Annotated in this window: 11 protein-coding genes; 3 read left to right on the top strand and 8 right to left on the bottom strand. The window is 47.4% G+C overall.

Translation table 11 applies throughout. The features are described from left to right. Nucleotides 1–89: 89 nt before the first annotated feature. On the top strand, nt 90–926 hold the full coding sequence (locus QD47_RS00585; RefSeq protein ID WP_044644277.1) for a methyl-accepting chemotaxis protein: 837 nt from the start codon (nt 90–92) through the stop codon (nt 924–926). A 219-nt stretch (nt 927–1,145) separates the two neighbouring features. On the opposite strand, the gene QD47_RS00580 is transcribed toward QD47_RS00585, so the two are convergent. Beyond that, nucleotides 1,146–2,021 carry a hypothetical protein gene (locus QD47_RS00580; RefSeq protein ID WP_044644276.1) on the bottom strand — a complete coding sequence of 292 codons (876 nt, stop codon included), beginning with the start codon at nt 2,019–2,021 and terminating at the stop codon, nt 1,146–1,148. A gap of 432 nt (nt 2,022–2,453) precedes the next feature. Between QD47_RS00580 and hxlA the strand changes: the two genes are divergently transcribed. Together hxlA and hxlB are read left to right on the top strand one after the other, a co-directional pair. Continuing rightward, nucleotides 2,454–3,089, top strand: a complete 636-nt coding sequence (gene hxlA, locus QD47_RS00575; protein ID WP_044644275.1) for a 3-hexulose-6-phosphate synthase — start codon at nt 2,454–2,456, stop codon at nt 3,087–3,089. A 5-nt stretch (nt 3,090–3,094) separates the two neighbouring features. Further along, nucleotides 3,095–3,652 (top strand): 6-phospho-3-hexuloisomerase, encoded by a 558-nt coding sequence (hxlB, locus tag QD47_RS00570; protein ID WP_044644274.1) that lies wholly within the window; start codon nt 3,095–3,097, stop codon nt 3,650–3,652. Between the two features lie 213 nt (nt 3,653–3,865). Here the strand turns inward: hxlB and QD47_RS00565 are convergent, their stop codons facing one another. From QD47_RS00565 to QD47_RS00535, 7 genes are all read right to left on the bottom strand, one after another. After that, complete coding sequence (locus tag QD47_RS00565; RefSeq protein ID WP_412177954.1) at nt 3,866–6,019, bottom strand: endo-1,4-beta-xylanase; 2,154 nt, start codon at nt 6,017–6,019, stop codon at nt 3,866–3,868. A gap of 46 nt (nt 6,020–6,065) precedes the next feature. Further along, entirely contained in the window at nt 6,066–6,989 is a 924-nt protein-coding gene (locus tag QD47_RS00560; RefSeq protein WP_044644272.1) for a carbohydrate ABC transporter permease, read from the bottom strand. Between the two features lie 625 nt (nt 6,990–7,614). Then, the gene (locus QD47_RS00550; protein ID WP_044644270.1) at nt 7,615–8,589 is read right to left on the bottom strand and encodes an ABC transporter permease; all 975 of its coding nucleotides are present in this window, start codon (nt 8,587–8,589) and stop codon (nt 7,615–7,617) included. Nucleotides 8,590–8,603: 14 nt separating this feature from the next. Then, on the bottom strand, nt 8,604–10,271 hold the full coding sequence (locus QD47_RS00545) for an ABC transporter substrate-binding protein (RefSeq protein ID WP_044644269.1): 1,668 nt from the start codon (nt 10,269–10,271) through the stop codon (nt 8,604–8,606). 410 nt (nt 10,272–10,681) lie between these two features. After that, a complete protein-coding gene (locus tag QD47_RS32035; protein ID WP_161797149.1) occupies nt 10,682–10,795 on the bottom strand; it encodes a putative holin-like toxin in 114 nt (37 codons plus the stop codon). Nucleotides 10,796–10,877: 82 nt separating this feature from the next. Beyond that, the gene (locus tag QD47_RS00540) at nt 10,878–12,662 is read right to left on the bottom strand and encodes a sensor histidine kinase (RefSeq protein ID WP_044644268.1); all 1,785 of its coding nucleotides are present in this window, start codon (nt 12,660–12,662) and stop codon (nt 10,878–10,880) included. Beyond that, nucleotides 12,659–14,290, bottom strand: a complete 1,632-nt coding sequence (locus tag QD47_RS00535) for a response regulator (protein ID WP_044644267.1) — start codon at nt 14,288–14,290, stop codon at nt 12,659–12,661. Before QD47_RS00535 ends, QD47_RS00540 begins: the two co-directional genes overlap by 4 nt. Nucleotides 14,291–14,387: the final 97 nt, after the last annotated feature.

Raw genomic sequence — 14,387 nt, 5'->3', positions numbered from 1 at the left:
ATACTTTTATTACTTTTTTCACTCTAAAGACCGATAATTAATACAAAGCTATAAAAAATATATTTAGTAAAGAAAGGTAGGTAATCTATTTGAATACAGTAGATGCATTAATAGCAGCCATTCCCTACATACAACAGATTATGCGTGAGAAGGTAACCCTTTGCCTCTTAGACCGTACTCATGTTCTGGCTTATAGCGAGTCGGAGGGGATGGAGCTCGGCTTTGAAACTGGCTCAGAGCTGCTCGAGGGCTACCAAAATTTTTCCATGCTTAAAAATGGGCGCGAGCCCAGCCTGACCCACGTTCCTGCTGAACTGCTGGGGTATCCTCTTGATATGGTCAGTATTCCTGTGTTTGACGAAAATGGCGAGGTCGTTGCAGCATTTGCTGCTTCCTATAATTTAACTAACAAAAATCAACTGGATCAAATCGTCACTGAGAACCTTTCCATCACCGAGCATCTCATTGACATGGTGCAGCATGTAGCAGCGCATTCCGAGGAGCTACAGGCTACCAGTGAGCAGATTTTGAAGAACACCCAAATTGCCGTACAAAACTCGGGTAAAATCAATCAGGTCGCTGTATTCATCAAAGAAATCTCCGACCAAACCAACCTGCTTGGATTAAATGCTGCCATTGAAGCGGCACGTGTCGGAGAAGCAGGAGCAGGCTTTGGTATCGTCGCTCAAGAAGTGCGCAAGCTCTCGGTAGAATCCAAAAAAGCGACGGTTGACATTGAAGCGGCTCTCAAGGATGTACAAAACTCCGTTCGTCAGATGGAAGAGGAAATTGAGCAAATTGTTGCTTCTTCGCAGGAGCAAGCGACTCTCGTAAACTCTTTTACCGAAATAATGGAGCGTATGCAACAAGCGAGTGAAACGATGCAGCATCTGGCGAAGAACTTGACTTCCTATATCGTAAAATAACATAGTTTACACATGAGGAGTTTGCAAAATCCTGACATGAAAAAGGGAGCCACTTATCGCATCATTTCACATGCGTTAAAGTACGCTCCCTTTATTTACAAAATCCCTGCCGGGACTTATCAATCCAATCAAGTTTAAACAGTAACAGAAAACACCCCATGATTGGCAGGATTCACGGGGTCTAGCTCACCCAGTACAGTTCCCGCCGGAATCACAATACTAAGAAACACCAAGACCATAGTTACCGAGATTAAAGCCTTTTTCATTATGAAGCCCCCTTAATAAAATGGTTTGATATTGCTCTTGTTGTGACGATGTTGCCAAATCTCGATAAGCCTCAAACAGAGCGACCAGTGTCCTGAAATCGGCATCTGCTTCTACACTAAGAGAGAATTGCAGAGAAGCAAGAACATAATTTAACGCAACCGTGTACTGCTCCTGTTTGAAATAATAAATGGCTAATTGGTTAACCAGCTTTAAATAATATACGCGGTTTCCTCTATCTTCATAACCTTCAAATATCTTAATATCGTGGGCAAAATCATTCAGCAGATCGTCAATATTCCAATTATTCAAATTAGCTGCTTCGGCAATACCGACCAATCCTGGAAGCAGTTCCTCATCATTGGCGTGAAGAAATTGAACATATTCGGGCAGAAGCTCCCGTTTTCCCGAAAGCAATTCAATCGTGTACAGGTTGGCTTTGGCGAGAAAACGAAATCTTTCCACTTCTTCATGGCCGCTCTCATCCAGCCCCATAAACCAACCCATTTCGCCATACTTCATAATATATTCTCTGGCTTCTTGATACTTACCCTTATTCTGAAAATAAATAGATTTAGCCAAATAACTGTATGCATAATAAAATACCAATGGATGTTTGGTATTCAATGTCTCGTGCTTGCCATCCGCAGCATTTCTCAATTGGATGTGATACAGGCTTTCAGCCAAAGCATGCAGATAGTCTGCAACCTTGTTCGCTTCATCCCAATCGTTATGTGTGTAGCTGATTCTAAACAACTCACAAGCCTTGTCGAGTTCGTGGCTGTCCGACAACAAATAAATAGCTTCCCTTTGATTCAGGACCTCTTCCACTAAAACCCGCCTCCCTATCCTGAAAATGACGTTTACCCATGTATTCTCATCAGGAGCATCCGCGTTGTCATTCCTCTAGCATACCAGTATATTACAAATATAGACAAAAGCTAACTTGAAGTCAATTCAATCATAGATATGCAGTTTCTTTTGCAACCTAACATTGTCGTGTATGGTTTATAGCCGATGAATAAATGAATCATGCTATAGAAATAATCCATAACAAAGATGTGAATCAGGCCCTCCAAAGGAGGTCAAAAAGAAGTCATAGTATCGTCAGGGTAACTACGTTACGAAATAGTGCGTACTTTTCAATCGGATACCGGGGGCTTACAATCAAACCTGTGCATGAAACCAAAGTATTCACAGCACTCAACAGAGCATGTACCTGTTCATCCAATACAAATTCACTAAAGGAGTGAAGTTAATAACATGGAACTTCAATTGGCTTTAGACTTAGTAGATATCCCGCAAGGCATTGCATTGGTAAAAGAAGTAGAATCGTATATTGATATCGTAGAAATCGGTACGCCGATTGTCATTAATGAAGGACTTCATGCGGTAAAAGCAATGAAAGAAGCATTCCCGAATCTGAAAGTGCTGGCTGACCTGAAAGTTATGGATGCAGGCGGTTACGAAGTGATGAAAGCTTCCGAAGCTGGCGCAGATATCGTTACGATTCTGGCTGTAGCTGAAGATGCAACGATCAAAGGTGCGGTAGAAGAAGCGAAAAAACAAGGCGGCAAAAAAATCCTGGTGGACATGATCGGTGTTAAAAACCTGGAGCAACGCGCGAAAGAAATCGACGCTCTCGGCGTAGACTACATCTGCGTGCATACAGGCTACGATCTGCAAGCTGAAGGACAAAGCCCGTTCGAAGCACTGCAAACGGTTAAAAAAGTCGTGAAAAACTCCAAAACAGCGGTTGCTGGCGGCATTAAGCTGAGCACACTGGCTGAGGTAGTTAAGGCTCAACCGGATCTGGTTATTGTGGGCGGCGGGATCACTGGCGAGGACGACAAAAAAGCTGTTGCTTCCCAAATGCAACAGCTCATTAAACAAGGTTAATTCCAATGGAAACCTCTCAATATTTATCCGAGGTGCTCAAGGAGCTGCAATGGGTTCCACAGCTAATCAGTGATGAGGAATCAGAGCAACTGATCCAGTCCATTGCCTCAGCGAATAAGGTGTTCGTCGCAGGCGCAGGCCGTTCCGGGTTCATGATCCGTTCGCTGGCGATGCGGCTTATGCATATGGGTGTTCGGGCTTATGTGGTCGGGGAAACGGTAACTCCCGGCTTGGGCGAAGGCGACTTGCTGATTATCGGTTCAGGCTCTGGTGAAACCAAAAGTCTGACCTCGATGGCAGAAAAGGCGAAAAAGCTGGGGGCTTCTCTGGCACTTCTGACCACTTCCCCTGGATCGACCATTGGCAAGCTGGCTGATATTATCGTCAAGCTTCCAGGCGCACCTAAGGACCCATCCAACAAGGATTATCAAACCATTCAGCCCATGGGTTCACTATTTGAGCAAACCTTGCTGCTGTATGGCGATGCATTGGTGCTCAAAACGATGGAGCTACGCAAGCTGACTTCTGAATCTATGTTTGGTCAACACGCCAATCTGGAGTAGAGCGCTATATAAAAATGTGCATGAGGCGCCACTACGCGGTCGGATGGTGCTTGCTTCGTTCCTGTTCCACTGGTTTTATCTTTAGTTCACTGTATATAGTATTATTTTACGGTAAAAGGCAGATCGTCCTTCGCGTGTCCTTGTGACATGTCAGAGACGGCCTGCCTTTTGGCGTATAGAAATGGTTTCCACGTCTAATCCATACCTATGTTGCTATTCGTTGCTCCCTGCTGGCAGCGGCGGTACTTTGGACGGGTCAACAAGCGCCCAATAGGCATATTTGGCCTTTAACCGTTCGTCGAACAGCAGCGGCTTATCCAGCCGGGCAATCGGGAACATACTGAGCCACGTATTTCCATCATCCGTACCCCAAATCGTCACATTACTGATATGCTCCCGCTGCCTTGAAAACATATCGAACAACGCCCGATAGCGGTAAGCCTGCCGGATCAGCATGGCTTCAGGGATCGTTTCGTAGCGATCTGTATCATTAGAATACAGGCCCATATCCAGCTCCGTGATCTGATTATCCAGGCCGAGCGAAGCAAACTTTTCAATGGACTGCTCAATCTCGCCAATAGCAGGAAACTCCAGTCGGATATGTGATTGGTGACCTACGCCATCGATCGGTACACCTTTAGCGAGCAAATCACGCACTAAATTGTATAGGAAATCCCGTTTCTTCGGTTCATGCGTGTTGTAATCGTTAATGAACAGTCGGGCGTTCGGACCCGCCGCTTCCCTCGTGACACGGAATGCTTTGTCAATATAATCCGTGCCGGTAATCTGATACCACTTGCTACGGCGCATACCGTCCGGCTGGTCGGGATCAATGACTTCATTCACCACATCCCAGTCGGTGATTACATTTTTATAACGGGCTGCAACAGCACGAATATGCGTCTCCAGCCGATCCAGCAAAAGCTTTTTATTTTCCGCGGTCGGTGTCATCGGCTGTCCATTCTTATCCTTAAACATCCAATCCCCGGTCTGGTTATGCCACACCAGTGTATGGAAACGGATAGCAATCCCATGCTGCTGTGCAAATTGCACAATCCGGTCCGCTTCCTCCCAATGGAACTGTCCTTCGGACGGCTGCAAGGAGATCGGCTTCATCGCATTTCCGGCGACGACGCTGTTAAAATGCTTCTGCACCAGCTCCCCGTAAGCCCCTTCTGTCTGGAAAGCTTCAATAGCCGTACCGAGGCTGAACTGTCCCTGATACAATCCATGCAAAGAGGGAATGTCCTTCTCAATCGCCAGCGGGGGAACAAGCGACAGCTCAAAATCATCCACATAAAAGGAAGCCGTCCCTTCTGCCGTTTCAAAATACATAGAGACGGTATCTGCCTCATGCGCGAGAGTATACGTTCCAGACAAATGCGTCCATCCCCCTGCCGTGATCGCCGTTTTGCCTACCACCGTTTCATACGTACTTTCACCTTGATGATCGCGCTGTACGCTGAGCCGCACCTTGGCAGGCTGCTGCTCGCTCGGTGCCAGCTTTACCCAAGCGCTGACCGTGTAACGGCTGCCTTTTTGCACCGTAGCAGTCACGTCCAGCTTTGGCCCGGCATATGTTTGTTGTCTGCCTGTCGTCAACAGACTGTACGATCCGGTTCGTGCATCGACATTCGACACCTGCACCGTCTCGGTACCCATACGGGATACCCAGCCTTGAGCCGTACCATCTTCGAAACCGGATACGATACCACTTGTCGGCTCCGTTGGCGTTTCTGATACCTGCTTGATTTCCACCTCATCCAGATAATAGGCCTGCGCGGGATTCGAGTTCTCCACATACAGCTTCAATGCATCCATCTCCCCGGTAAACGTATATGTCCCTTGAAGTTTGACCCACGATGTATCTGATGTCTCCGCCTGTGCTACTGTCTTCCATGCTGTAGCCCCGCCTGTCTGCTGCTGCTCCATCGTCAACTTTATCACGCTTGGATTCGCAGCATTGCCGTCCAGCTTCACATATCCGCTAATTTCATATTCCACATCCGGCTGCAAAAGCGGCTTCACATCCAGCTCCGCACCGTTCCAAACCTCCGTGCGAGCGGTTACCTTCAGGCTGTGTACGCCGCCATATGCAGCTTCTGAGACGGACGCGATTTGGGTATAAGTCCCTCGAGGCTTCCAGCCCTCACCGTTGCCTTGCTCAAATCCATACGTCCCGATGGTCTTATTCACACTTCCAGTCGCCAGAACCGTATCCGCAACTGGCGGGGAATGTTCCACAGTTGGGGTCGCCTCCGCTACAGACGGGCCCCACCACCCCACTGGCAATAACAGCACCCCAACCAGCACCAGACCAAAAGATTTGTATAAAAATGACCTCAACGCAATCCCTCCCGTGCCCATATTTTTAAATATAAGAAAGTGAGTTTCACACATTTCTGGTCCTTGCTTATCCCTTGACACCACCCAAAGTCATACCCTTCACAAAATATTTTTGCAAAAAAGGGTAAACCAAAATAATAGGCACAGACGCCACAATCGTCATCGTGGCACGAATGGAAGTAGGAGTGACCGACTTCGCCAGATTTTCCGAGCCTGCGAATTGGCTGGCATAATCCTGAGCGTTCACGGACGTGTTGGAATTTTGCAATATTTTCATCAGCTCATACTGGAGGGTGCTCCACTGCTCATACGACGAATTGTACAAAAACACATCGAACCAGGAGTTCCATTGCGCCACCGCCGTGAACAGCGACACCGTTGCCAGCACCGGGACACACAGCGGCAAAACGATACGCATAAAAGTCGCAAACTCCCCCGCCCCATCTATACGCGCCGACTCCAAAATCCCTTCCGGTAAGCCTTCAATAAAGGAGCGAATCACAATCACATTGAACACCCCGATCAGCCCAGGCACGATATACACCCAGAAGCTTCCAAGCATCCCCAGCTCACGAATCAGGAGAAAGTTTGGAATCAATCCACCGTTAAAATACATCGTCAAAATAAAAGCAATCGAGACAAATTTGCGCAGCACATACTCCGGCCGGCTGATCGTATACGCCACCATCGCACAACAGAACACCGAGGTCACCGTACCCGCCACTGTACGCAGCACAGAAATCAACGTGGCATGAAAAATCGTCGCTTCCTTGAATACAAATTCGTAATTACTCCACGTAAATTCACGCGGCCACAAATAAATACCACCCCGAATCGAATCATTCGCTTCATTCAGCGAAACCGCCAGCGTATTCAAAAATGGATACAGCGTGAACACCATCAGACATAGCATAAATACAATATTGCACGCATCAAAAATCCGATCCGATGGCGCCCGAAACCGCCCATGCAACGCTTTTCCTTTGTCCATAACTCCCTCTCCTTTCTAAAAAATAGCTTAAGCACTCTAGTTCGATGATCAGGACGATTGCTGGTGGAGATATTGGTCTTATATTTTGGAGTGTTATATTTCTATTGTTATATGAACAAATGTTAATTTATTAGATTATTATCTCTATTAGAAGTTGTAATCCAGTTCGTCCATAAGGTCTTAATAAGGTCCGCGAAGCGGCCTGCTAAAAATCCACTGACCTGCACCTGTAGTATGCATGAACACGCACCTTCTGTTATCACCACCACTAGCTCAGTCCTAAAAACAGGCTCTAATGGCGATAGCGAAGCTGAGCCAGTCATGATCGTGCAGTTACTACAAGGAAGCGCGAGCACGCGCCTTCCCTCAAGTTCTCCCCTGTCACCACCCTCAGTTCTTAAAAAAAATGACTTTATGGCGGGTAGCAGCGGAGCGGGCAGAATTGTTCTGAAGAAGCAAAGCGTTCGGCTAAAAGTTTTCCTGAAGAAAACTCGCATCGTAAGCATAAGCTATCCCCGGATTCCAACCTCTAATGTTTTATGATAAAAAGGAATCCGGGGATAACAGCGATCGGAAGAACAATCTGCACGCGAAGCGTCCGTACCCCACCATAACTCCCTTTTTCTCAGAACAACCTCTCCTCCCCTAACCGCTTCGCAATATGATTGGCACTAAACAGTAAAATAAAGCTGACTACTGTTTTAAACATCCCGGCAGCAATCGAAAGCGAGAAGTTACCCATCTGAATACCATATTTCAGTACAAAAATATCCAGATTTTCCGAGTAATCCACGTTCATGCCGTTACCCAATAAATATTGCGGCTCAAAGCCCGATTCCAGCAGGTTGCCGATGTTCATAATGAGCAGGATGATGAACACAGGCTTTAATCCTGGCAAGGTCACATGCCAAATCCGCTGAAAACGCCCGGCTCCGTCCATCTCAGCCGCCTCATACTGTGACGGATCAATCATCGTCATCGCGGCCAAATAAATGATGGTGTTCCAGCCGACATTTTTCCATACTTCCGATGCACCGAGAATGCCCCAAAAATAGCTTCCCTCGCCCAGCCACAGGATAGGCTCCTTGATCAGCCCCAGCCACATCAGCACCTCATTGACAATGCCGCCATCCGCAGACAGCGCCGTACTGATAATGCTCGCCGCGACGACCCACGAAATAAAATGCGGCAAATAGCTGATCGTCTGCACCACTCGCTTGAATACGATCTGACGAAGCTCATTCAGCAAAATTGCCAATATTATGGCAGTTACAAAGCCCAGCACCAGATTAATGAAGCTCATCGCCAGCGTATTGCGCATCACCCGCAGAAAGTGTTCATCCTGAAACAGAAAACGGAAATGCTTCAACCCAACCCACTGCTGATCGAGCAGCTTACGCGCAGGCTTAAAATCCTGAAAAGCAATCGTCCAGCCCCAGATAGGCAAATATTTGAAAATAAACAACCAGATTAAAAAAGGGATGGACATCCATACCAGTGCCCGCTGCTGGTTCAGCTTGTGCATAAATCCTCTAAAGCCAGTTCGCCGTGAGGGCGGCAAATGGCTCTGTGAGGTCGTGACAGGTGCCGTGTTGCCCATAGCTGCTTCCTCCTTTATTTTTTACCAGCAGTTTCGATTTTTTTGACAACCTCCTTCGTAATCAGCTCCTCATACTCCTTCACATCCAGCTTGTTGAATTCAGTAGTGTACTCATTCCAAATCGCCTCAAACTGCCCCGGTGCAGATAGCACTAAACGTGGGAAATATTTGCGTTGCAGGTCGCCCTTCTTTTGCTGGAAGAGCTGCGCAGGTGAACCTTGGGCAATCGGGATACTCCAAGCCGGATACCATGGGCGCTTGTCTGGGGCAGAAAACATTTGCGAGAAGGACTCTACACCATAGGCTTTTAGCAGCTTTTTATCTCCCTCGGTGTAGGACATACGCGCAACCTCAGGCTGCCGCCCGGGGCCAACCGAGTTGCCGTCAGGCAGGGTAGAACCACTACCGTATCGCGGCCAACTGTATTCAAAATATTTGAACCCGAATGATTCGCGGAACGCATCCTGACCCGTCTGCTTAATTTGCTCCTTGGTCCGGTAAAAGCGCCCTTTTTTATCTACATCATAGGTTTCGCCCTTGATCCCCCAGTTGGATAACACCTGGTTTTCATTGGTCAGCAGATTGTCAAAAAACTTGATGATACGTACCGGGTCCTTGGCACTAACCGTAATTCCAATACCTCGGTTATTAACGAATGACGAAGGGTCAATGTACTGATCCTTTATATTCTGGTCGTATACAACAGGTAGCCCTATATATTCCATATCATCATTGCCCGATTGCTTGGAAGCCTCCTGTAGGTTATTTAGAGCCTGCCCCGCCTGCCAGCGATAGTCGAAGAAACCCAGCACCTTGCCCGAGGTCAGCTTCCCCAAGTATTGATCGTAATTGTCCACAAAGGATGCTTTGTCGAACAGGCCCTCTGCATTGAGCTGATTCAGCTCTTTGAGATACCGCTTCGTGATTTCCTCATCCCCATAATCCGTCGCCTGGTGCGATTTCATATCAATCATCGTGCCGCCATCGTTCGGATAGCCTGCCAGATGCATCGGCGCGTTCGTAAGAGCATAAAACCTATCCTGTGTGGTTAACGCCAAGTACCCGGTCAAGCCCTCGTCTGCATGCTTTTTCGCATAGTTGCGAATCAGGGTCAAATACTCGTCGAGCGTTTTTATTTTTGGATATCCCGCCTCCTTCAACACCCTGCGCTGTACCCAAAAAGCTCCCTGCTCCACGTTAGGCGCGGGCAAATAATCGCCTACCACCGCACTGAGTGGCAGGAAATAGATATTCCCATCCTCCGCCTTCATCAGGTTGTAATACGGTCCGTATACACGCTTGATATTCGGACCATATTTATCAATCAAATCATTTAGCGGAATAAAGGCTCCGGCATCCAGCAGCTTATCAATCGTGCCATCAGGCACAATGGCGTCCGGGTAATCGTTACTGGCAATGAACGTACCGATCTTCGTATTGGAATCCCCCACCAAATGCTCCAGCTTCCAGTTTACTCCTGTCTGATCCTCCAGAATTTTGCCGATCCGCGTTTCATTGGTATGGATGTCCCTCCCCGCAGTGGCATTAAAATACGTGAATGTGACCTTCTCATTAGGATCTCCTGTTGCAGGCTCCTTGCCCGCACTTCCTGAGCAGGCAGTGATCATAGATACCATCATGATGAATACCAGACTGATGATCCCGAACCTTTTGCTTGTCATGTCATACTTCCCCTTTCAGCCTCTTTTGTCGGATGTGTGTGAACATTGTACGGACATACCTCAAGCACTGGAAATCCCGCGTACTCTAAATTGTAAGCACTTTCATTTTATAAAATGCCGTGAATTTCGTTCACCCGCCAATCTAAAGGTGTTACTTAGAAAACTATAGGAAGCAGGCCCAACACAGTAAAATAGACGCCGATCCAGCTCCAACGTCCATTTTTAATGCAATCCCCCTTGACTCCATTGTCAACAGGATTCACGTTGTGATAAAATGAAACAAAGAAGATTATAATAAAAAAGAGCAAGGATGCGGTAACATCCCTACTCTTTAACAACAGCCGCTTATAAGGGCGGTGGCTTTGAACTAGGTGCAGAAATAGACCGCTAACCTTTGTCCGGGGAGCGGTCTATTTCTTTTTGCTTTGGTTCAATGCAATGACAATCGTGACGATCAATCCGATCAACGCAATAATTAGCGTACCGAACATCATCATTAATGTCAGCGTATCTTTAACCTCCACAGGCATCACCTCCTTTGCAGGAGACTAGCCGACCGCGCCATCTAAGCCGTTCTGTTGTTAGGGGAATTATACCATATGGATATCATTGAGCGGAAGAACTAAAAGACTCCCGATCCGCCGGAATCAAAATACGAATCTCTGTCCCCTCGCCGGGTGCGCTGCGAATATCAAGCTCAAAGCGGCTTCCGTAGTAAAGCTTGAGACGATAGATCACATTTTGCAGACCTATACGCTCGCCCATGTCCTTTTGACTTTGCATATATCCATATAACCGCTGCACCTGTTCCGCCGACATACCGACACCATCATCCCGCACGGTTAATATCAACTGCTCCTCCCGACGCTCAAAATGAATCTCAATGCGCCCCCCATGCTTCAGCGGCTCAATGCCATGAATGCTTGCATTTTCAACCAGCGTAAGCACAACCATTTTGGGAAGCAGATAGTTCAGGTCCTCGGGGCTCGCCTGCACTTCGTACTGTATCCGCTCCCCAAAGCGGTATTGCTGAATTTCCAGAAAACAACGGATCAGCTCCAGCTCCTCCCGCAACGTGACCCTATCCTTGTTCCACACCAACGAATTGCGGAAAATTCGTGCCATATTATGAATAATGCGGGCTGTCTCGTCCTCATGCTTCATCAGGCTTCGCATACGTATCGTCTCCAGCGCATTGAACAGAAAATGCGGGTTGATCTGGCTGTGAAGTGCATTAAGCTGGGCATGCCTGCGCAGAATCTCCAAATTTTTTCGCTGAATATCCGCCACATAGACATCATTAATCAGTCGCTTTATTTTCAGCGTCATCCGATTAAATTCACCTGTTAGCTGCCCAATTTCATCTCTCGATTCTGTACCGGGAATCAGTTCAAAATGCTGATTTTTCACCTTTTTCATATGCTTCAGAATACGATGAATGCGCACGTTCAGCGAACGTGTAATCCAGATGATGATCAAGGTAGGCAGCAGCATATTCATGCAGGTTAACAGCAGCACAAAATTGCGTGATTTCTCCATTTCATACAGCACTTCATCGCCCGACACCGCAGTCACAATGCTCCAGCCATTGAGATTACTTGTCAGCACATAATTTGTCTTGAACTCTATAGTGTCCTTGGGCTGCTGGAGGGTGCTATAGGCCACGACCTTATGATTGATATCAATCCTGGGATCGGTTGTATATTCGATTTCCCCCCGTTCGTTGAGCAGAAAGAGACTGCCCCGCAAATTCAGATTATGGAAAATCTCTTGAATGGACGACATTCGCAGCTCTATTTTCAGTATTTTCTCGTGGCCATTTTCGGAATAAAAATAGTTCATCCGCCGAATCAGGCTAAAGGGATGCAGTTGTTCGCCCGTACCGTCGTCAGTACGTACAAATATAGGCTTGGACTGCCGTCCGGGCGGGATTTTGGCATACCAGGGCAAGCTTTTAACCCGCTCATCTATAAAGCTGATTCCCCCGGAATCCAGTAGAGTCGGATTATCTGTGTAGATCGTCATTCCACCCACAGAATGGTATACAGGACTGTAAGTATTGTTTAACATACGACGCAAATATGAATCATAGGCGGCAATATATTCAGCGGGATGGGGGTATGTTTGCTCCAATAGTTCGTTTAGCTGATGATCGGTATAAAAGATAGACGAGATTTCCATCGCATCTTCAAACTCACGGTAAAACTCAATTTTGATCTGCTCCAGCGCACGGGAAATATCCTGCATACGCTGTTCCTTCACATTTTGCGAGGTGACGTGGTAAAAAATCAGATTGGTCAGCACCACTGGCACAAATACACAGAGAAAATACAGCAGCAGCATTTTATCCCGCAGACGGACATGATCAAGGGTTGAGCGTAGCATCCTCATTCGCTGCCCCTTTGCGGCTCCACACGGGTATTCAGGCTGTTGCGATATTCACTTGGTGTGGCTTGCACCATTTTTTCAAATTGGGTGACAAAATAATCCGGGCTGCCAAAGCCCACGCGTTCGGCAACTTCATAAATGCGCAAATCAGTCTGACGCAGCAACCGTTTAGCCTCCTGAACCCGCAATTGCAGCAGGAATTCGTTAAAGTACACCCCGTACGTTTTTCTGAACAATTGGCCCAGGTAGACCGGATTCATATAAAAGCGGGCTGCTATACTTTTCAGGTTAATATTCTCTGCCGCATGCTGCTCAATGTAGGTGCGGATGTGCTGAATTCCTCCCTGTTGACGCTCCTTGCGCAACACCCCAATCATTCGGCTGCTTTCCTCGGCAAAAGCTGTAAACAGCCGTTGTAATTCACCCAGCGACAGGTTCATATCCTGCCAGCCCATCATAGGCTCTAATGTCTGAAGCGAGCGTTCATCACCCTGCATATTTTGAATGACCCGCACGATGCTGATTACGCATTGATGCAAGTTCATTTTTACAGCCTCCGGGGCGTAATGTTGCTCACGAAAGCTGCAAAACAGATGATCTACGGTCGAATATAGCTCCTCCAACCGTATCTCCTCTACCTGCTCCGTCAAGCAATCCAGTACATCCTGATGGATCGTCCTATAGTGAAGCGTTGGCATTCCCTCCTCCTGATACAGGACAATGCCGCTGTGGTCATGAATGTATTTATGGAGCGCCGCTTCCTTGGCACGTTCATAGGACCGATGGATATCTTGCAATCGTTGAACAGGGCTCCCCACGTATATAAAGACCCGGTTCCCCATCTGATTTTTCAGTAACTCCAGCTCCTCCAATTCTCGTTGTAGCGCTTTCACAAAAGCATCTGCCCTGGATTCAAAGCACTTCAAAAAGCAATCCGGCACTATGATGCCAATCCGGTTACGGTGCTCATGAACATAGAGAGGATACTTACCGTCGATCAAACGATAAAGTGCCTGCTCTACAAGCTCTCTGAATTGGAAAAGCGACAGCGGAACAGCGTTGCCATCGGGACGCCACGGATGCTGATCATTCAGCTCGACGAGCACATAGTACATATGCGCAGCTTCTCCAAGACGTAGCTGCTGTTCCCAAGCCGTCACCACGACGTCATCTTCCCCATTCATCGTCAGTGTCTCCAACAGCTCACCTGTACGGCGACTCTGATAGAGCTGTGCATTCTGCTGCTCATGATGCAGCCTTTTATTCAGCCTGCGCAATGTAGCCGAAAAGTCCTTCTCATCAATCGGCTTGAGCATAAAATCGTGAACCCCGTAGCGAAGTGCCTGCTGTGCATAAGCAAAATCGCTGTAGCCGCTCAAGATAATAAACGCAGGATGATCCGTCCCCCGTCCGAGTACACAACGAATCAGCTCCAATCCGTCCAGCACAGGCATACGAATATCGGTGATGACCAGATCAGGATGAACGCTGCCGATCAGTTCAAGTGCATCCTCACCGTTATCCGCCTCCCCAACGACCTCAAAGCCGCAGGCTTCCCAATCCATGAGTTGAAGCAGTCCTTTGCGAGTGAATATTTCATCATCCACTACAATGGCTCGATGCAGTTTCATAACCTACTTCCTCCTTTTGGTTTGTACGTCATTTTATTTTGGTTAACTATTCCAATTATCTCTAGCAATATGGTAATGTGGAAACATCGGGAAATGG

This window comes from Paenibacillus terrae (assembly GCF_000943545.1).
GTDB classification, from domain to species: Bacteria; Bacillota; Bacilli; order Paenibacillales; family Paenibacillaceae; genus Paenibacillus; species Paenibacillus terrae_A.
This window is presented reverse-complemented; position numbering and strand designations above follow the sequence as displayed.

Excerpts from the sequence above, each read along its gene's own strand:
- QD47_RS00545 (WP_044644269.1), bottom strand. The coding sequence starts at position 10,271 with ATGACAAGCAAAAGGTTCGGGATCATCAGTCTGGTATTCATCATGATG.
- QD47_RS00540 (WP_044644268.1), bottom strand. The coding sequence starts at position 12,662 with ATGAGGATGCTACGCTCAACCCTTGATCATGTCCGTCTGCGGGATAAA.
- QD47_RS00565 (WP_412177954.1), bottom strand. The coding sequence starts at position 6,019 with ATGGGCACGGGAGGGATTGCGTTGAGGTCATTTTTATACAAATCTTTT.
- QD47_RS00560 (WP_044644272.1), bottom strand. The coding sequence starts at position 6,989 with ATGGACAAAGGAAAAGCGTTGCATGGGCGGTTTCGGGCGCCATCGGAT.
- QD47_RS00550 (WP_044644270.1), bottom strand. The coding sequence starts at position 8,589 with ATGGGCAACACGGCACCTGTCACGACCTCACAGAGCCATTTGCCGCCC.
- hxlB (WP_044644274.1), top strand. The coding sequence starts at position 3,095 with ATGGAAACCTCTCAATATTTATCCGAGGTGCTCAAGGAGCTGCAATGG.
- hxlA (WP_044644275.1), top strand. The coding sequence starts at position 2,454 with ATGGAACTTCAATTGGCTTTAGACTTAGTAGATATCCCGCAAGGCATT.
- QD47_RS00535 (WP_044644267.1), bottom strand. The coding sequence starts at position 14,290 with ATGAAACTGCATCGAGCCATTGTAGTGGATGATGAAATATTCACTCGC.